This is a genomic window from Roseibium sp. AWQ4_290, from assembly GCF_056160985.1.
Window position 1 is genome coordinate 182,091 of the sequence record NZ_JBSWYG010000002.1, and the last position, 18,197, is coordinate 200,287.

Below are 18,197 nucleotides of genomic sequence, written 5' to 3' on the forward strand. Positions count from 1 at the left end.
TCCTCGCACTGATTTAAATAAACTCAGGGGTAGGCATAAGATAAAAATTTATCGGAAGTCAGTAAGGAGCTCGGATGTGCTCCTCATCTGACTTTCAGAGCGTCCCGAACAAAATTGTCCAGCGATCGGCCGCCCGGGGAATGGGCAATGGATGCATACCTGTGGGCCAGATGAACTGGAATCAGAGCATCTGAATACAGGTCCGTCTGCATCATCTCGATAAGCGAGAGCATCTGCGAAATGTCATCACCATAGTGATGGAGTTTGACCTTCTCGTCCCGAAAGGGCTTTCCTTCAATTGGGTCTTTGGACCCGAAAGGATACGCTAAAGTGACGTCAAATACCTTTCCTTTGGTCGTCCGTACGATGAAGTGTTGACCGTAGTACGTCTCATCCCCGAAATTATCTGTCGTAGATATCCTATTAGGCTCAATGAAGGTCTTTCGATAGTCATCATCGATTGGAAGAAAGACCGCGTCTTCTCTCTTGGAGTTATCGTCATTATAGTTCAGGATTTCGCGAATGAGATTTGCGTGTTCCATGACTTTTCCAGTCTTTGATACGCCGATCACCAATGGGCCACGCGTACCTTCCTTCCGACAATCCGCCCGGATCTCGTCAAGGAGGGACAGTATGCTCCTATGAAACCTTGCAGCTTCCCCGAAAATAGCTAATGGTCCATCTACAATTACGTTCATGTTTTGCGTGATCGTCGGATCCATACGATGGGAGCAACGCAACACGTGGGCGACCATGATGTGCTCCAAAACAGACATAAGTCGGTTGAAGCACTCCGTGTTGCTCCCCTCTTCCGCGAAGACATCCTGGATTCGCAACGCGTCGGTCACGTAGATTCGACTGTTGGGCGCGATGTCCACGTAGCCGGGGGTCAGAGGAACGAAAACTTCCTCTGAAAGCGGCTCCCCGTCCACCGGGCTTTTCCTCTCCTTGGCCAAGAGAATGCCGCGACGTCCGTCTCTTTCAACGACTGATTTCTTCTTCTTCGTATTGCTCCGTTCGAGCAGGTCAACGAGGGTGTCATACAGCGAAATCCCACCGACCTTGAACTTCTCAGAATGGAAGATCCTCGAGAAAACCATATCGCGGAACAGAGACTTGGTCTTTGGGATGTCATCCGACGTAATGCCTGCGCCGGGGAGCGCAAAACTCATCAGGTTCGCGGCCCGCTTCAGTTCTGCGATTTCGATCGGATCAACAAAAATATCGTTGCGGTCCCGGAGGCGAACGTACTGTTCCACGTTGATGATTACGTTCGAGAACTTTAGAAGACCGACCCGAACAGTAGGCAGGTTTTCCACCGCAATGGCTTCGTAGAGAGAGGCGTCGGATGCGTAGATTAGGCCCTCTACGAGTTCCTTCGCCATACCTGTCGCATCGACGAGTCGGGAGCGAATTTCATCGCGCTTCGCCGAGAGATCCTGGCCAATTTTAACGGAAGACAAAAACTCTTGCATTACGGGGTCATTCAAGACATCGAAGCCGCCGCTCGCTGTGGACCTCTCGTTAAGATAAGGCATCCTCTGTCAGTCCTGTGGGAGGGGTCGAAACCAGCTGGATTCCGATAGCTTCGCCTTCTCATAGGAGGCAATGACATCGGTGGGCCGGAAAAGCAGAATTTGCGTCGGAGTCGTGAAGTTTGCGCTCAACGTTTTGATGCGGGCGAAACCCACATCCTGACATCGCTTCAAGCTCTCCGCGAAATCCCCGAAGTCGTAATACTTGGCAAGAGTCCGGATCTCATTGTCGTTGTTCAGATGTGTGACGAAGAAGTTTTCAGTATTTGAAAGGATATTCGCGTGGATCGAGGAGGGTTCCTGTGTCGCGTAGACCATGGCGATCCCATATTTTGCGCCTTCCTTGGCAATCCGAGGCCAAGTCGTGTTAAGATCTGCATCCTTTCCGATAAGGTTGTGTGCTTCCTCAACATAAAGGACGATTTTGGGAGGTGTTTTTCCGGAGGTGAATATTTCCGACGAATTGTCGAAAATCCGACGAGCTATCCTCTCCGCCATGGTTTCCCGGATTCGGGGTGGTCCCACAGATAGATCAACGATGACGATCCGACCGCGCTTAAGAAGATCATAGATGTCGTCCGCAACGTTGGCGGAGCCTTTTGGCGAATGGAATTCGCGGGCGGCGTTCCGGATCGAGCCACCGGCTCGTATGAGAGCGTCGTTTTTACTGGACTTGCCGACGAGGACCGATAGGAGCGCGTATTCCTCGGAACTTAGCCACTTATCGTTCTTCTTTCGGATGCCGTGAAGGGTATCCGGGCCGCCGCAGTTCTTCTCGATTTCCCGGATGGACTGCCAGAAGGCGACCGCGGTGTCGGCATCGACGGCATATCCTTTTCCAGTGCTCTGGAGATTGAAAAATGCGGCGCTAGCCTTGGCACGGTCATCGACGTTCTTGGCTCCCGGGAAGGTGTCAGGAATTGGCGTATGATGATCGTAGAGGAAAGACAAGACATCCTTATTGACGTCGAATTGGATCCTCATGGATGCATCGTGTTCAAAGCCCGCACTTTTGAGGATGCATTGGTAGATGGCGACCTTGCGTCGCCACCGCGTGGTCGCTTGGAAGTCCGAGAGGTCCGGTTTCTCCAAGCTGAGAGAGACCAACGTCTTGAGGTCTTCGCTCATGGAACCCGCTTCTTCCTTCAGGTTGTTCGCGATGAACTGAAGGCCCATGTCCAGGGATTCGTAGAAGTTAACACGCACATCCCTGAAACCCGCTCCAGGAGGATTCACACGATATCTGACGGTGTTGTCGCCAAATACGTCCGCGATTGAACTCCCTTCATCCTGATTGTTAGCGTTGGAATACTCCCCGTTGATATCAAGAATTATTTGGCCAACAGCCAAATCCGACTCAAAGGCTGAAAGCTCTACCGCCGATACGAGTGTCTTTGTGGTATTGGATTTACCCGTCCTGGTCATGCCGAAAATTGCTGTTCGACGAGCCAAGAAATCGCCCGGGAAAATGCGAACCGGAACTTCTGGCTGTCCGCTCTGAGTCCCCATCTGGCTCGCGGAGGTGAAACGGACAGTGCCTATCTGGAACGGTGAGGGCGGTTCCTTCATGCCCAGCATTGAGGCGTCGTTTTCCGCCTTCTTCAACCGGATCGGATCGATGAAGTTAACAATCTTTTCAAGAGCCTTTGAACCCGGCTTGTAAACTTTCATATGACGCGCGGCGAAGAAGTCTTCCACATCGGCCCCAAAGTGGAATTTACCCGCTTCGTCAAGATAGAAAGTTCCAAGAACCTTGCACTTGATTCCACTCCACTGGAGCATCCCGAACGATATCGGTTCATTCATCCGAAACCCGGGATCGACACTATCGGGATTGTCTTGGAAGTGCTCCATCACCGCTCGTAGTGAATCCCTGTCCGTGGACAACTCAGTTCGTCCGACGATCCTCAAGAGCACCACTCTTCGGTCCATAGCTTTCGCTGTGGCAAAGCCGTCCGAAGACACGCTTGCCGCAAGCAAATAGCTGTTCATGGGGATACCACCTGCACCTTCCCGCCACTTATCGTTGGTCATCACGACCATCTCTTCGTAGGAGGAGTGGATTGTGAACCCGACGCCTACTGAACCGCTATGTGCATCCAGTAGGGCGCTAAGAGGGTTCGTGGCTGCCGACATCCGGCTAATTGCTTTCTCTAGCATTGGTTATCCCACTTGAATTGCGTTCGGTTCGCTGATTGTTCGCATGGTAACCTTCCAATTCTGCCGGCGGCGAGGAAGTTGGATGATTTCAGCCGAATCCATGAGTTCACCGCACCGCCGCAAATCGGCGATAATGTTTGAAACGATCACTTCGGTAGCAACAAGACGTTCGCGTTCATCGATGCGCGCTGTGTATTGCAGGTTCACGCGCGCGAAGCCTTCATGGTCGCCGTAGTGCAAACGTGCATCTGGATGATTGTCATAAGAAAGGATCCAATGCCCCGGAAGGTCGTCTATTTCGGCTTGAAGACGCGAATGATCGTGCTCATCGAAACTCTTCCTGTATAGCTTGTCCGCCTTGGCGAAGAACGGCGGGTCAAGATACCATGCCAACGATAGTGGATCTTCTTGGAATAACCTCGTCCGCCGTACATCTCTAATCGTTTTCAAATAGCTTTCATTCCGAACGAAGCGTACGCGCCCGCGCAGCCTGCTAAGTTCGATAATTCGTTCCGCAAGCCTCGACTTGTTAAATCGGCAATCGATAGGATATTTACTCGTCTGAGCCATCCCGCCGATAGGACCAGCCTTACTGTGCAGCGACCCTGAAAAGCTGGTTCGGTTTAAGAAAAAGCACTTGAATGCGGCATCAAGTTCTGTCTCAGGGGTTAAATCCTTCTGGCGCTTCCATTCATCCAACGTAATTGAACAATCATATACTTTGTCGGCCAGCGCAGAGGCATTGCTGGAGAAGACAGTATTCCAGAACGAGGCCACCAAAACGTCGGCATCCGACAGCGCAATTTGGTCTACGAGATCGGCCTCCAAAAGGGATATGGAAACGGCTGCTCCACCTGCGAATGGCTCAATAAACAATTTTGTCCGATGATTGGTTCGCAAAAGGAGATCGGCGATAAACGGCGCAAGCTTTCGCTTGCCTCCCGGATATCGCAGGGGAGAGATGTCCGATCTGGTGCACCATCTGACGATTGTCGGCTTCTCAACCTTTTGGCTCGACGATGCTCTAATATTCATTCTGACAACTCACTCGATTCGCGTTGAATAACTATAACGTGTTGACAGTTTGCAACAACCACAACTGGCGAATGCCGCATAGGCATATCTGGCGGATCGGCGAGTGGTCTGAATGGCGGGATCCAACTCCTTCATGTCCGATCTTTGAATTCCAAACTGGATTTCTGCGAGGGGCAAGGGTAATCGCTGCTTTCGATTTCATGAAACAGCCGTTTTGACATTCGTAATTCGTTCACTTTTTGTTCTTAACTGCTTCTCCGGACGCTCAAGAGCGTCCGGATATTTTGTTTTGAGCCACTTATTGGCCTAAATTGGCCATCCTATGCGACTCGGGACAACAACAGAACACCAGCTCTTAACTACACCCGCTTGTCGAGCCGCAAGTGTCGCATTTCAGGCAGGTGCCGTTGCGGACCATGGTGAAGTTGCCGCATTCAGAGCAGCTTTCGCCTTCATAGCCCTTCATGCGGGCCTGGGCGATCTGCTGGGCGGCACTGGCCGTTTGGGGCGCAGCGGCCGGGGCGATCTCCACGGCGGCAGCGGTTTCGGCCCCGCGGGCAAAGGCGGTTGCGACCGCCGTCACCTGGGCCGAGGGGCTGCTGGCAGTCTGGACGGAAATCGCCTCGGTGGTTTCCCCCGCCGGGTCGGAGCCGGAGACCAGGCGGAAGCGCTCGGTCTGGCCGCGCACCAGGCCGTGGGAGACCACCTGTCCGCTCTTGGCCGCGCCTTCGCTTGCGGCCGGGCTCGATCCGTTTGAGCCGAAGACTTCCGGTGGCACATGGGCCAGATCGTGGCGGCCAAGATAGGAGACGGCGAGCTCGCGGAACACATAGTCGAGGATCGAGGTCGCGTTCTTGATCGCGTCATTGCCCTGAACCATGCCGGCCGGCTCGAATTTGGTGAAGGTGAAGGCGTCGACATATTCCTCCAGCGGCACCCCGTATTGCAGGCCGAGGGAGACGGAAATGGCGAAGTTGTTGATGAAGGCGCGCAGGGCCGAACCTTCCTTGTTCATATCCAGGAAGATCTCGCCAAGGCGGCCGTCATCATATTCGCCGGTGCGCAGGAACACCGTATGGCCGCCGATCTTGGCCTTCTGGGTGTAGCCCTTGCGGCGGGCGGGCAGCTTTTCCTGCTCGCGCACCACCCGTTCCACGATCCGCTCCACAATCCGTTCCGCCACCACTTCGGCGCGGGCGGCCTGGGGCTTGGCGGCGATCTCTTCCACAGCGTCTTCCGCTTCGTCCTCATCCTCCGACAAAAGCTGGGAATTGAGCGGCTGGGACAGTTTGGAGCCGTCCCGGTAGAGCGCATTGGCCTTCAGGGCGAGTTTCCAGGACAGCATGTAGGCTTCCATGCAATCCTCGACCGTCGCGTCATTGGGCATGTTGATCGTCTTGGAAATCGCGCCGGAGATGAACGGCTGGGCCGCCGCCATCATGCGGATATGGCTTTCCACGGACAGGAAGCGTTTGCCGATGCGCCCGCACGGATTGGCGCAGTCAAACACCGGATAGTGCTCTTCCTTCAGGAAGGGCGCGCCTTCCAGGGTCATGGCGCCGCACACATGGGTGTTGGCGGCTTCCATGTCGGCTTTGGTGAAGCCAAGGAAAGTCAGGAGGTCGAATTCCGGATCGTCCAGCTGCTCGTCGGTGACCCCGAGCGCCTTCATCTGCTCATCCCCAAGGGTCCAGCGGTTGAACACGAACTTGATGTCAAAGGCCGATTTCAGGCCGTCCTTCAGCTTGGCCAGGGTCTCGGCAGTAAAGCCTTTGGCGGTGAGGCTCGCCGGATTGATGCCGGGGGCCTGATCCAGGGAGCCATGGCCAACCGCATAGGCCTCGATTTCGCCGATCTCGGCTTCCGAATAGCCGAGCTTGCGCAGGGCTTCGGGCACGGCCCGGTTGATGATCTTGAAATAGCCGCCCCCGGCCAGTTTCTTGAACTTCACCAGGGCAAAGTCGGGCTCAATGCCGGTCGTGTCGCAATCCATGACCAGGCCAATGGTGCCGGTCGGGGCAATCACCGTCGATTGGGCGTTGCGGAAGCCGTTCTGTTCGCCGAGTTCGAGCGCCCTGTCCCAGGCCTTTTTCGCCCGTTCCACCAGAAGGGGCTCGGGGCAGGAGGCATGGTCGAGGGCAACAGGATTGGTGTTCAGACCTTCATAGCCTTCCGTTTCGCCATGGGCGGCGCGGCGGTGGTTGCGGATGACGCGCAGCATGTGCCTGGCGTTTTTCTTGTATCCTGGAAAGGCCCCCAGTTCTCCGGCCATTTCCGCAGAGGTGGCATAGGCCACACCGGTCATAACGGCGGTCAGCGCGCCGCAGAGCGCGCGGCCTTCTTGCGAATCGTAGGGGATGCCGGAGGTCATCAGGAGGCCGCCAATATTGGCATAGCCGAGGCCGAGCGTGCGGAACTTGTAGGAGAGTTCGGCAATTTCCCTGGACGGGAACTGGGCCATCAGCACCGAGATTTCAAGAACCACGGTCCACAGGCGCACGCCGTGTTCATAATTGTCGATGGCGAAGGAACCGTCTTCGTTGCGGAACTGCATCAGGTTCAGCGAGGCAAGGTTGCAGGCCGTGTCATCCAGGAACATGTATTCCGAGCACGGGTTGGACGCGCGGATTTCGCCATCGCCGATGCAGGTATGCCAGTCATTGATGGTGGTATGGTATTGCAGGCCCGGATCGGCAGAGGCCCAGGCGGCATAGCCGATCTGTTCCCAAAGCTCCTTGGCCTTGACGGTTTTCAAGGTGCCGCCGGTGCGCCGGGCGGTCAGATCCCAGGTGCCGTCTTCGGTGACCGCCTTCAGGAAGCCATCGGTGACCCTGACAGAATTGTTGGAATTCTGGCCGGCGACCGTCAGATAGGCTTCCGAATCCCAGTCGGTGTTGTAGGTCGGGAATTCGATCTTGGTGAAGCCCTGGCGGGCGAACTGGATGACACGCTGGATGTAGTTTTCCGGCACCATCATCTTCTTGGCGGCGCGGATTTCCCGTTTCAAGGCCGGGTTCTTGGCCGGGTCGAAACAATCGCCATTGTCCGCCTCGCAATTGATGCAGGCGCGCATGATGGCGCTGAGGTGCTTCTGGCAGATCTTGGAGCCGGTGACGAGGGCGGCCACCTTCTGCTCTTCCTTGACCTTCCAGTTGATATATTCCTCGATATCCGGGTGATCGACATCGACCACCACCATCTTGGCCGCGCGGCGGGTGGTGCCGCCGGACTTAATGGCACCGGCCGCCCGGTCGCCGATTTTCAGGAAGCTCATCAGGCCGGAGGACTTGCCGCCGCCGGAGAGTTTTTCGCCTTCTGAGCGAACATGGGAGAAGTTGGAGCCGGTGCCGGAGCCGTATTTGAACAGGCGCGCTTCGCGCACCCACAGATCCATGATGCCGCCGTCATTGACCAGATCATCCTGAACCGACTGGATGAAGCAGGCATGGGGCTGGGGATGCTCGTAGGCGGTCTTGGACTTGGTCAGCTTGCCGGACTGGAAGTCGACATAGAAATGGCCCTGGCTCGGCCCGTCAATGCCATAGGCCCAGTGCAGGCCCGTGTTGAACCATTGCGGGGAGTTCGGGGCAACCTTCTGGGTGGCGAGCATGTAGCGCAGCTCGTCGTAAAAGGCCTGGGCATCCGATTCCTGATCGAAATAGCCGCCTTTCCAGCCCCAATAGGTCCAGGTGCCGGCCAGCCGGTCGAAGACCTGACGGCCATCGGTTTCCGAACCATAGCGGGTGTCTTCGTCAAGTGCTTCAAGAGCGGCCTCGTCGGCCTCATGGCGCCACAGCCAGGAGGGAACCGAGTTTTCTTCCACCGCCTTCAGCCGGGCCGGAACTCCGGCCTTGCGGAAATATTTCTGGGCGAGAATGTCGGAGGCGACCTGAGAAAACTGGGCAGGGACCTGAATGTCCTCCAGCCGGAACACAATGGACCCGTCCGGGTTGCGGATCTCACTTGTGGCAGTCCGAAATTCGATGCCGGCGTAGGGCGATTGCCCTTCCTTGGTGTAGCGCCGCTCAATCCGCATTCTCTCAGTCCCCTTCGTATCCCCGCCGGCTCTTTCTGGAGCCGGTGCAATTCCGATATGTGCCCGGTGTGGCGAAATCGCCTGCCTCGTCACTGGACACGGCCGGCCAAGAGCCGGTGTTGATCCTGTATGTAGCGTTTCCTGCGGTTGGGTCTACTATATATAGTGTCCATCAACAGGTTTGTCACGATATGCACACCGACAAGAGCGCACAAAAAGCCGTCTTCCGGTTTTGGAGGAAAACGCGGAAACGGATACGCTGATACTTACGTGGTCTGGATGACTGGGGCGCCGTCAGGAGCCCCTGTTACGCACATCGCAATAGTAGGGAAAATAAAGTAAACGAAATCTTAAGGTCAAGCGGCGAGTGACAACAGCTTGTGCCCATCCTGTGGGCAAACGCAAAATATTGTGGGTGCATGTGGATTGCGGGGAGCGCCGTGGAGAGCGGGGCCTGGCCCGGAAATCCGCGCTTGTTTTTCTTCGCCGGGGGTGGGCCAGTGCCGGTTCGAGCCGGTCACGTGTGAATATAGCCCAAGTTTTATGAAAATTTGACGAAAATGGCATCTGCCAGCTTCAACCCGGTTTAAGCGGCGGGTGCTTAAATGGCCCAAATCGGGTGACAGAGGGCCGCATTTTATGAAGCACCACGCAGCGTTTGGGCTGTCAATGGAAGACATAGACGCGGTTGTCGTGGAAGACAGTAAACCCATGCAGACTATCCTGCGGTCGATCCTGCTCAGTTTCAAGGTGGCCCGGGTGCGGGTGTTTGATTCGGCTGATGAGGCTCTGGAGGCGAGTCTCGCCGAGCCGCCCAACGTGATTCTGACCGACTGGCGGATGGAGCCGACCTCCGGCTATCAGTTTTTGCGCCTTGTGCGCCACCGCCACATGGAGCCGCTCTGCTACGTGCCGATTCTGTTCATCACAGCCCATGGCACGCGGCCGCTGGTGGACAAGGCGCTCAGGGCAGGGGCTCATCATGTGCTGGTCAAGCCGCTGTCCCCCTCCACCTTGTTCAAACGGCTGAAGTGGCTGTTGACCGATGACCGGCCGATCATTCTGGAACAATCGGGCTTTTACAACATCTATGGCATTCAGCGGTCCATGGATGAACAGGCGGAAAAGCTGCAGTCTCTTGCCGGAGCACGCCTTTATCACCGGGTTGCCGTCCAGAAACGGGCGAAGGTGGAAGAGGTGGTTGAAGAGGCCTTCGACAACAAGCCAAAGAAAGACCCTGTGTTTGCCGGCGTGAAAAAGGGCGGCGTGGAAAAAGCGCCATCGGCCGCCGCCAAACACATTCGCAATGCGGGCTATGTGAAATCGAAAGACCTCAAGATTCATTGAGGTTGGTGCCGGGTCTTAAGGCACCCGGCAGCACTGGACAGATGGGCCTCTTGGCGCCATAACTTAGCGGGAACCGCCGCGCGGCCTGTGCTGCGCCGGGGCTTTGTCTTTGGCAATCAGGGGACCTGTGACAGGCCATGAAAACGCTGCTGCTGGAAATTTTCACCTGGTGGAACAGCCAGACGATGGGCACCCGGTTCTTCACCTGGCGCAAGGGCGTATTTGTCGGTGAGGATGCGGCCGGTAACAAATATTATAAAGAGCGCAGCGGCAAGAGACGCTGGGTGATTTATAACGGTCTTGCGGAGGCCTCCACCATTCCACCAGGCTGGCACGGCTGGATGCATCACCGGGTCGACACGCCGCCGACGGAAGAAACCTATCACGCCAAGTTGTGGCAGAAGGGCCATGAGGCCAACAAGACCGGTACGCCGGAGGCGTACCGCCCCAGCGGTTCCATCCTGACCCCGGAAAAACGCCCCGAAGTGACCGGCGATTATGAGGCCTGGACCCCGGGGAACTGAGCCGCGGGAGCCGCGTCTGAGGGAGTGGTTCAGTTCGCCTCAATGTCAGAGCGTGCAACCATCAGGCCCCGGCGATCTGCCCGTCATCTTGCTGCGATCACATCCCGCGCGGTTGTGTGTGCGGCCAGTCTGACCTCCGTGGCTAGGGCTGAGTCTGGCAAGGTCCGCGCGAGGATCATTCCGCCAACGCAAAGCGCTGCAAGGGAAAGCGCCTTTGTGCGGGTGGCGGTGTTTTCTTCTGCCAGATTGTTCTCAAACAGCCAGACCATCGCCGTCAGCAGTTGCTGATAAGAGTTCTGAACCTGCGGGCTGCCACGGGCCACATCAGAAGGCAGGGCAATCATCGGGCATTGCCCATCCAAGTCGCCCAGATGATCCGCAGACAGGTAGCTGTCGACCATGTGTTCGACCATCTCCGGGCACAACGTACTGGGATCGATCCCGGCATCCTCCCGCCATTTTGCGCCCCGTCCCATAAGAAAACAGGAAACGGCTTCCGCAAAGAGCTCCTCCTTGCTGGCAAAGTGATTGTAGAATCCGCCCCGTGTGAACCCTGCTTCCTTCATGATGGCGTCAATCGACACATCCTGAAACCCGTGACGATTGAAGAGAATCCGCGCCGCTTCAACGATTTTCGCGCGTGATTTTTGCTTGTGGCTTTCCGAATAGGGCATCGCATCTCTCCTTCAACGCAAAGGCATACCGCAAACACAAAATATGTTCTTGAACATAATAAGACATCTGGAACCATGGCGGACAGGTTCAAAAAGGAGACGGTCCATGCCCAGATTTATCTTCGCCTATCATGGCGCGCCCAATGTTCAGACCAGGGAAAACTGCCAGGCCCATATGCAGGACTGGTTGGCCTGGCGTGGCCGGCTTGGAGCAGCCGTTGTCGATCCGGGATACCCGGTCGGCCCGTCTAAATCCGTCAGCGCAACCGGTGTTCAAGACTATGACGGGCCGGCCGCTTTGCAGGGCGTGACCATTGTTGAGGCCAGCACGATGGAGGAGGCGCTCGCCATGGCCGCGTCCTGCCCGCATGTCACCAGCGGTGGCACGCTGGAAGTCGCCGAGGCGGTCGATATGCCCATGTAAGTGGCCGTTCCGGCAAATTTGGGGCTCACCTTCGAGGGGGGCGCCAACCCAATCTGAAATATTAAAAAGGTTTTCCGATGCCCTCTCTCTTGGACGTTGTTCCCGGTCTTGCCGCCTATAAGCCATCGATGCTGATTCTGGGCATTCTTGTTCTGACCCAGCTTGTGCAGTCGTTTCTGACGGCGCCGCTGGCCTATGCCAGCGGAGAACAGGTGCCGGGCATGCCGCTCCGGCATGATTTTTCCAAGTTCAGTTTCCGGAGCGTGCGGACCTATCAGAACACCACCGAGAACACACCGGCCTTTGCATTGGCTGTTCTGGTGGCCATCGTTCTGGGCGTTCCGGCGTCACTGACCAACGGGCTTTCATGGCTTTATCTTTCTTTCCGGCTCGCGTTCTGGGCCGTCTATTATGCAGGCATTGGCAAGCAGGCCGGAGGACCGCGCACGCTGGCTTATGTGGGCGGGCTCCTCACCAACATTGTGCTGGGAGGGGCTGCGGTTCTCGCCGGGCTTTTTGCCTGATTTTCCTCGAATACAGAAGCGGCCGCAGTCTCCGTGCGGCCCCTGGCAGGGAGACGGCGCTGAAAGGCTGGCGTTACGGCCCTTTGACTGGGGCTTTTGCCTTGGCGGCAGTCTCATCGGCGCCGAACAGGGTGCTGGCTGAGGAAATCATCCTGTTCAGAATCAATATGACCAGAGACGTGCTGTAGCCCAGCACAAAGGGCATGATCAGCAGCATCGACTGGTTGGTGAAGGCCAAATCCGATTGGGTTGGCACGGTGGTCCGGTTCAGGGCCGATGTGCTAAGGCTCTTGGCAAAGCTCAGGAATTCGTGAAAGCCAAAGGGCAGGGTGAAGAACAGGGCGAACAGAGCCCCAAGCACAATCCGCTGGATGATGAAGCGGCTGTCGGAAATGTCGAAGGTAATGTCGCTGCTGACCGAGATGGCATTGAAGCCGATAAAGGCGGCCGCTCCGATGGCCCCGAGGGACATCAGCCAGAGCAGAAAAAACAGCACCATCAGCGCCCCGTTGATCCCCGGGCTGAACAACGGCTGCTCGGCCATGACCACAGACAGGATCATGGACCCGATCGAGACAGCCACCAGCCAGACGGCGATCCGGGGCAGGAAATTCGGCATCTGGGAGGCGAGAAACCGTTTGCGGTCCGCATCGGTCAGCTGGGCAAAGAGGATCTGGGTCTTCTTCTCAATTGCCTGCCATTCCTCGGCCGTGGGCGCCCGGCCGGTCTGGCCGGGGGAGGCGGCTTTCAGCGGGTTCAGCAGCCCAAGGGAAAACTCTTCCGGAAGGGTCTTGGCTTCCCGGATCAGGAAGGAATGCAGACTGCGCAGCGTTTCCAGATCCTTGTTGAATTTGGTGTCGACAATGGTCTTGTCCGGATCGCTTGGCCGCACCGGCTGGGTGATATAGTCCCGCACCGACCGTGTCGCCTTTTTCAATTCGGATGTCAGATTGTTTTGAGACATGTGTGCGGCGGCAGGGCCGCAGTCCACAGGCTCTCCCGGCTGCGCTGTGGCGGGCGGCCGTGCGGGTCCGTTGCTGTTTCCGGCGTCCTTAACCTCTCCAACCATGCGGTTCCCCAACGCCTATAGACGAGCCCGGGAAAGGACCCGTCAAGGGTCCTGCCTTTAGGGAATGCTAGCAGGGATCGCCTTTGGTAACAACTGCAACCCGGTCCGCACATTGTGATGGGTGTGAGGCTGTTGGTGTGTATAGCGCTCCCGAGCTGTTGCCTTTGCCTGCCTTTAAAGCCAGGAATTCAGCGCACAGGACTCGGATTGAACTGGAAAAACGCAGCATTTCCTAGGCGCTTTTCCAGCTGTCCAGTACCGTCAGGATTTCCTGTCCGCTGGACTGGGGGGAGAGTGCATAGAAGTCGGTTTCCAGTTTCAGGGCCTCCGAGAGACGCTGATTGTAGTCGGCCTGGGAGATTTCGCAGGTGCCGAAGCGGCTCAGGTGATCGGTCACGAACTGGGTGTCGAGCAGGGAATAGCCGCCGACGATCAGCCGGGCGACCAGATGGGCCAGGCACACTTTGGATGCATCCGTGCGGAAGGTGAACATGCTTTCGCCGAAGAATGCGCCGTTGAGGCTGACCCCATAAAGGCCGCCGACAATCTGTCCGTCCTGCCAGGCTTCAATCGTGTGGCAATAACCCATGTCGAAGAGTTCACCGTAGAGGCGGCGGATCTCCCGGTTGATCCAGGTCTTTTGGCGGCCGGGCATGGGTTCGGCGCAGCCGTCAATGATGCCGTTAAAATCCGTGCTGACCCGGATGTCAAACGTGTCTGTGCGGATGGTACGCCGCAGGCGGCGCGGAAGGTGGAACGCGTCAAGAGGAAGAATGCCCCGCTGCTCCGGTTCCAGCCAGAACAGGCCGGGATCATCAGCGGATTCGGCCATGGGAAACAGGCCGCAGGCATAGGCCTTGAGCAGAACCTGCGGCGTGATTTCCATGACAATGTCGTCTTTGTAGCCAGCCATAAGGCCTCACTTCCCAGGGGCGCGGGGCAGGCCCCGCGCGCATCAAACCCGGTCAGCTGGACTTGTCAGCCAGATATTTCTCCAGCCAGTGGATGTCATACTGACCGTTTGCGATGTCCTGATTGTCCACCAAATCGCGGAAAAGAGGAATAGTGGACTTGATCTCGTCAACCACAAATTCATCAAGGCACCGGCGCAGGCGCATCATGCACTCTACCCGGTTGCGCCCGTGAACGATGAGCTTGCCGATCAGGCTGTCGTAATAGGGCGGGATCTTGTAGCCCTGATAAACACCGGAGTCGACGCGCACGCCCAAACCACCGGGCGGATGGTAATAGGTGATCGTGCCGGGAGACGGGGTGAAGGTCACCGGGTCTTCCGCATTGATGCGGCATTCGATGGCATGGCCCTCGAAGCTGATATCGGCCTGAGTGGTCTCCAGATCGCCGCCAGCGGCGATGCGGATCTGTTCGTTGACCAGATCAATACCGGTGATCATTTCGGTCACCGGATGCTCCACCTGCAGGCGGGTGTTCATTTCGATGAAATAGAACTCGCCATTCTCATAGAGGAACTCGACCGTGCCGACGCCGCGGTATTTCAGCTTGCGCATCGCGGAGGCAACAATTTCGCCGATTTCATCACGCTGTTGTGCGTTGAGGCACGGCGAGGGGGCTTCTTCCAGAACTTTTTGGTGGCGTCGCTGCAGCGAACAGTCGCGTTCGCCCAGATGGATGGCATTGCCCTTGCCGTCGCCCAGAACCTGGATTTCGATATGGCGCGGCTTGCCGAGATATTTCTCCATATAGAGAGCATCATCACCGAAGGCGGCTTTGGCCTCGGAGCGTGCCGTGGAGAGGGCCGTGTCCAGATCAGCCTCGGTCAGGGCCACTTTCATGCCGCGTCCGCCACCCCCTGCAGCGGCCTTGACGAGCACCGGAAAGCCGATGCCGCGGGCAATCGCGTGGGCATCGTCTCCGGTCTTGACCTCGCCATCAGAGCCGGGAACGACCGGAATACCAAGATCCCGGGCCGTTTGCTTGGCCTGGATCTTGTCGCCCATGATGCGGATATGCTCGGCCGTCGGACCGATGAATTCGATGTTGTGGGCTTCCAGAATTTCGGCAAAGCGGGCGTTTTCCGACAGGAAGCCGTAGCCGGGATGCACTGCATCTGCGCCAGTGATCTCACAGGCAGCCAGCAGTTGCGGGATGTTCAGATAGCTGTCCCGGGCGGCCGGTGGGCCGATACACACGCTTTCGTCGGCCAGACGCACATGCATGGCATTGGCATCTGCGGTGGAATGGACCGCCACCGTTGGAATGCCCAGCTCTTTACAGGCGCGCAGGATACGCAGCGCGATCTCGCCCCTGTTGGCGATGAGGATCTTGGAGAACATGGCCTGGCGGCTCCTTATTCGACGACAATAAGCGGTTCGCCGAATTCCACCGGCTGGGCGTCGTCCACGAGGATCTGCTTGACGGTGCCGGATTTGGTGGACGGAATGTTGTTCATGGTCTTCATGGCTTCCACGATGAGGATCGTCTGGCCTTCAGACACCTTGTCACCCACCTGGACAAAAGCGGCTGCGCCCGGTTCGGGGGCCAGATACGCGGTGCCCACCATCGGGGAGGTAACGGTTGTTCCGGAGGCCGGTGCTGGCGCTGCAGCCGGTTCGGCGGCAGCCGCAACGGGCTGTGGTGCAACAGGGGCTGCGGCCGGAGCCGGGGCCATATTGACCGGAGCGGTGATCGACACCTGCCGCGCGACGCGGATACGGGTGTCGCCCTTTTCCAGTTCGATTTCCGTCAGATTGGTTTCGTCCAGCAGGATCGCGAGATCGCGGATCAGGGCCGTTTCTGTGTTCTTTTTTTCTTCAGACATTCTACTCGGCTCTCGTCAACTGCCGCAGGTCCGTCCAGTCCAGTTGTTGTAAGGGCTGGCCGGTGATCCTTCTCGGGAAGGGCCGGCTCTGGTCGGTCCGTCGGCTGAAATCCCTTCGTCTGTCCCGCAAGAGGCCAGCTGTCAGGATTGAAGCATGATTACTGTTCGGCTCTGAGTACCAAGAGCCAATGCAGTGGTTCTTATAGGGATACATTCCGGCAAGGAAAAGCCCAGACTGCCGGAAATCGCCCCGAGTGGATCAGTTCGCACTGTTTCCGCCTGTCCGGGCCATCGGAACGGCCCGGCATTGCGTGTGGTGCGCTTTGAGGGTCTAAGGCCGTAACCGGGTGGGAAAAACCTCATGCGCAGCGATGTCTGGCAATCGTCTAGAGAACGGTCACCTTGACACGGAAGTTCCGGATCTGGGCATCGCCCGGATAGGTTCCGATCAGCTCATGCGGTCCGTCTTCCTGGATCTGGAACAGCTTGAGTGTGCAGCCGCCGATTTTTTTGGAGCCCGGCAGCCGGGTGGTTGTGAACTCCGCCAGATAGGAGGCATCCATGTTAAACTCCGTGTCCAGGACAAGGCCGCACGTGCCGTCAAATGCGGCACCGCCCTGCGAGATCGTGAAGCCGAGGGCAAGAGCTTTGCCTGCCGGGACCTGGAACGTCTTGTCCTTGATCGTGTTGGCGCTGCCAAAGAGTTCTCCCTTCCAGGAGCCGTCAAGGGATTTGAAGTTATAATACAGGTTCTGCACGTCCATGGACAAAAGAGAGGAGGACGAGTTGGGGCTGACTACGTGAAGGGAGGCGACCGGCCCGCTTTCGGGCGCCGTGATCGGCGTTGCGCATGCGGCCAAAAGGAGTGCCAGGAGAACGGCGCTGAATTTCTGCATCTTGTGACGGACCTACCTTCGTTGTTAAAAAGCAGATGCAAGTAGGTCAGGATTGTGAAAAATAGCAATATCTCCACATTGAGAAATGCGCGCAGGCAGGGTCTTGGGGCGTGGATGTGGCCCAAAAGACGCAAAATGCTTCTGGGAGGCTCGCTGGATGGCTTCTCTGCCAGGCTCCGCCGTTTTCAAACGGCGGAGCCTTGACACTGTCCTGAATCCAGGGTTTCAGCACAGGAGAAAACGCTGGCTGAGCTGGATGAAACGGGGCCTGTTCGAAAACAAGGCAGTGTGGTGTGCTTGACTGCCGGGCTTGGATCAGCAGGCCGTCTGACCGCAATTGTGCAGGGCCTTCAGCTTCTTGCTGAGCTGCTCATAGCCGACAGCGCCCATGACCACGTCATTGCCCACCACATAGGAGGGCGTGCCGGTCAGGCCAAGACGGTTTGCCAGAGAATAGACTTCCTCGATGGTCTGGCTGGCTTCGTCGGTTGCCATTGCCGCCTTTAGATCGTCGTCTGACAGGCCGGCCCCTCTTGCGGCAGCAAGCGCGCTGGCCATATTGGCCTGGCCCCGGCTGAGCAGCAGCGCCTCATGAAACGCGCCATATTTTTCCGGGGCAACCGAATTGACCGCGATGGCCACCTGGGCTGCTTCCACCGAGCCTTGGCCGAGAACCGGGAATTCCTTCAGCACGATGCGCAGGTCCGGATCTTCTTCCATCAGCTTGACCATGTCGCCATGGGCCCGTTTGCAATAGCCGCAGTTGTAGTCGAAGAACTCCACCAGGGTGACAGAGCCTTCCGGATTTCCGAGCACAACCTGGCGGGTGGAGTTGAACAGAATGTCGGCACTGTCTGTCAGAGCCTGGAGACGTGCGGCTTCTTCAGCTGCCTGTTCCCGCCGCTCCAGTTCTTTCAAAGCGTCGGCAATCACTTCCGGATTTTCCAGAAGATAGTCGCGGACGATCTTTTCCACGTCCCCTTTGGACAGGTCCTGGGCGGACACGGAGCCCGCCATGAGGGCCAGAATGAGCGCGGCCGCAGACAGAAGGCGCAAAACGGCGCCCGGAACGAGGCGGACGGGGGAAGGGCTGAGATGGGGCATTCAAATCTCCTTGGGAGGCGGCCTTTGGCTCAAGGCGCCTCCATGCGCGTGGCGTGTCCTTAGAGGCCGTAG

General features: G+C 57.4%; 15 protein-coding genes. 4 read left to right on the forward strand and 11 right to left on the reverse strand.

The genetic code is table 11. From position 1 onward, the window contains the following. Positions 1-83: 83 nt before the first annotated feature. The 4 genes from ACXAH0_RS03100 to ACXAH0_RS03115 form a co-directional block, all read right to left on the reverse strand. Complete coding sequence (locus ACXAH0_RS03100) at positions 84-1,538, reverse strand: hypothetical protein (RefSeq protein ID WP_475189024.1); 1,455 nt, start codon at positions 1,536-1,538, stop codon at positions 84-86. Positions 1,539-1,544: 6 nt separating this feature from the next. Further along, positions 1,545-3,695: an ATP-binding protein gene (locus tag ACXAH0_RS03105; protein ID WP_475189027.1), complete on the reverse strand. Its 2,151-nt coding sequence runs from the start codon at positions 3,693-3,695 to the stop codon at positions 1,545-1,547. Positions 3,696-3,698: 3 nt separating this feature from the next. Then, a complete protein-coding gene (locus tag ACXAH0_RS03110) occupies positions 3,699-4,730 on the reverse strand; it encodes a DNA adenine methylase (protein WP_475189032.1) in 1,032 nt (343 codons plus the stop codon). Positions 4,731-5,085: 355 nt separating this feature from the next. Beyond that, positions 5,086-8,766 carry a vitamin B12-dependent ribonucleotide reductase gene (locus ACXAH0_RS03115; protein WP_475189038.1) on the reverse strand — a complete coding sequence of 1,227 codons (3,681 nt, stop codon included), beginning with the start codon at positions 8,764-8,766 and terminating at the stop codon, positions 5,086-5,088. A 669-nt stretch (positions 8,767-9,435) separates the two neighbouring features. Between ACXAH0_RS03115 and ACXAH0_RS03120 the strand changes: the two genes are divergently transcribed. Both ACXAH0_RS03120 and ACXAH0_RS03125 read left to right on the forward strand, forming a co-directional pair. Further along, the gene (locus ACXAH0_RS03120; RefSeq protein ID WP_475177859.1) at positions 9,436-10,113 is read left to right on the forward strand and encodes a response regulator; all 678 of its coding nucleotides are present in this window, start codon (positions 9,436-9,438) and stop codon (positions 10,111-10,113) included. Positions 10,114-10,250: 137 nt separating this feature from the next. Then, on the forward strand, positions 10,251-10,637 hold the full coding sequence (locus ACXAH0_RS03125) for an NADH:ubiquinone oxidoreductase subunit NDUFA12 (protein ID WP_475189043.1): 387 nt from the start codon (positions 10,251-10,253) through the stop codon (positions 10,635-10,637). Between the two features lie 83 nt (positions 10,638-10,720). Here ACXAH0_RS03125 and ACXAH0_RS03130 read toward each other — a convergent pair whose 3' ends face one another. Then, positions 10,721-11,311: a TetR/AcrR family transcriptional regulator gene (locus ACXAH0_RS03130; RefSeq protein ID WP_475177851.1), complete on the reverse strand. Its 591-nt coding sequence runs from the start codon at positions 11,309-11,311 to the stop codon at positions 10,721-10,723. A gap of 106 nt (positions 11,312-11,417) precedes the next feature. Between ACXAH0_RS03130 and ACXAH0_RS03135 the strand changes: the two genes are divergently transcribed. Next, entirely contained in the window at positions 11,418-11,735 is a 318-nt protein-coding gene (locus ACXAH0_RS03135; protein ID WP_475177845.1) for a YciI family protein, read from the forward strand. A gap of 77 nt (positions 11,736-11,812) precedes the next feature. Beyond that, positions 11,813-12,259 (forward strand): MAPEG family protein, encoded by a 447-nt coding sequence (locus ACXAH0_RS03140; RefSeq protein ID WP_475189045.1) that lies wholly within the window; start codon positions 11,813-11,815, stop codon positions 12,257-12,259. A 73-nt stretch (positions 12,260-12,332) separates the two neighbouring features. Here the strand turns inward: ACXAH0_RS03140 and ACXAH0_RS03145 are convergent, their stop codons facing one another. The 6 genes from ACXAH0_RS03145 to ACXAH0_RS03170 all read right to left on the reverse strand — a co-directional run bounded on the left by ACXAH0_RS03145 (position 12,333) and on the right by ACXAH0_RS03170 (position 18,125). Continuing rightward, positions 12,333-13,250: a hypothetical protein gene (locus tag ACXAH0_RS03145; protein ID WP_475189049.1), complete on the reverse strand. Its 918-nt coding sequence runs from the start codon at positions 13,248-13,250 to the stop codon at positions 12,333-12,335. Between the two features lie 310 nt (positions 13,251-13,560). Next, on the reverse strand, positions 13,561-14,241 hold the full coding sequence (gene aat / locus ACXAH0_RS03150; RefSeq protein ID WP_475189051.1) for a leucyl/phenylalanyl-tRNA--protein transferase: 681 nt from the start codon (positions 14,239-14,241) through the stop codon (positions 13,561-13,563). A 52-nt stretch (positions 14,242-14,293) separates the two neighbouring features. Continuing rightward, positions 14,294-15,640, reverse strand: a complete 1,347-nt coding sequence (gene accC, locus ACXAH0_RS03155; RefSeq protein ID WP_475177829.1) for an acetyl-CoA carboxylase biotin carboxylase subunit — start codon at positions 15,638-15,640, stop codon at positions 14,294-14,296. A 14-nt stretch (positions 15,641-15,654) separates the two neighbouring features. Next, on the reverse strand, positions 15,655-16,125 hold the full coding sequence (accB, locus tag ACXAH0_RS03160) for an acetyl-CoA carboxylase biotin carboxyl carrier protein (RefSeq protein ID WP_475177824.1): 471 nt from the start codon (positions 16,123-16,125) through the stop codon (positions 15,655-15,657). Between the two features lie 386 nt (positions 16,126-16,511). Further along, the gene (locus tag ACXAH0_RS03165; protein WP_475177820.1) at positions 16,512-17,021 is read right to left on the reverse strand and encodes a hypothetical protein; all 510 of its coding nucleotides are present in this window, start codon (positions 17,019-17,021) and stop codon (positions 16,512-16,514) included. Positions 17,022-17,336: 315 nt separating this feature from the next. After that, positions 17,337-18,125, reverse strand: a complete 789-nt coding sequence (locus tag ACXAH0_RS03170; protein ID WP_475189054.1) for a DsbA family protein — start codon at positions 18,123-18,125, stop codon at positions 17,337-17,339. Between the last annotated feature and the right edge of the window lie 72 nt (positions 18,126-18,197).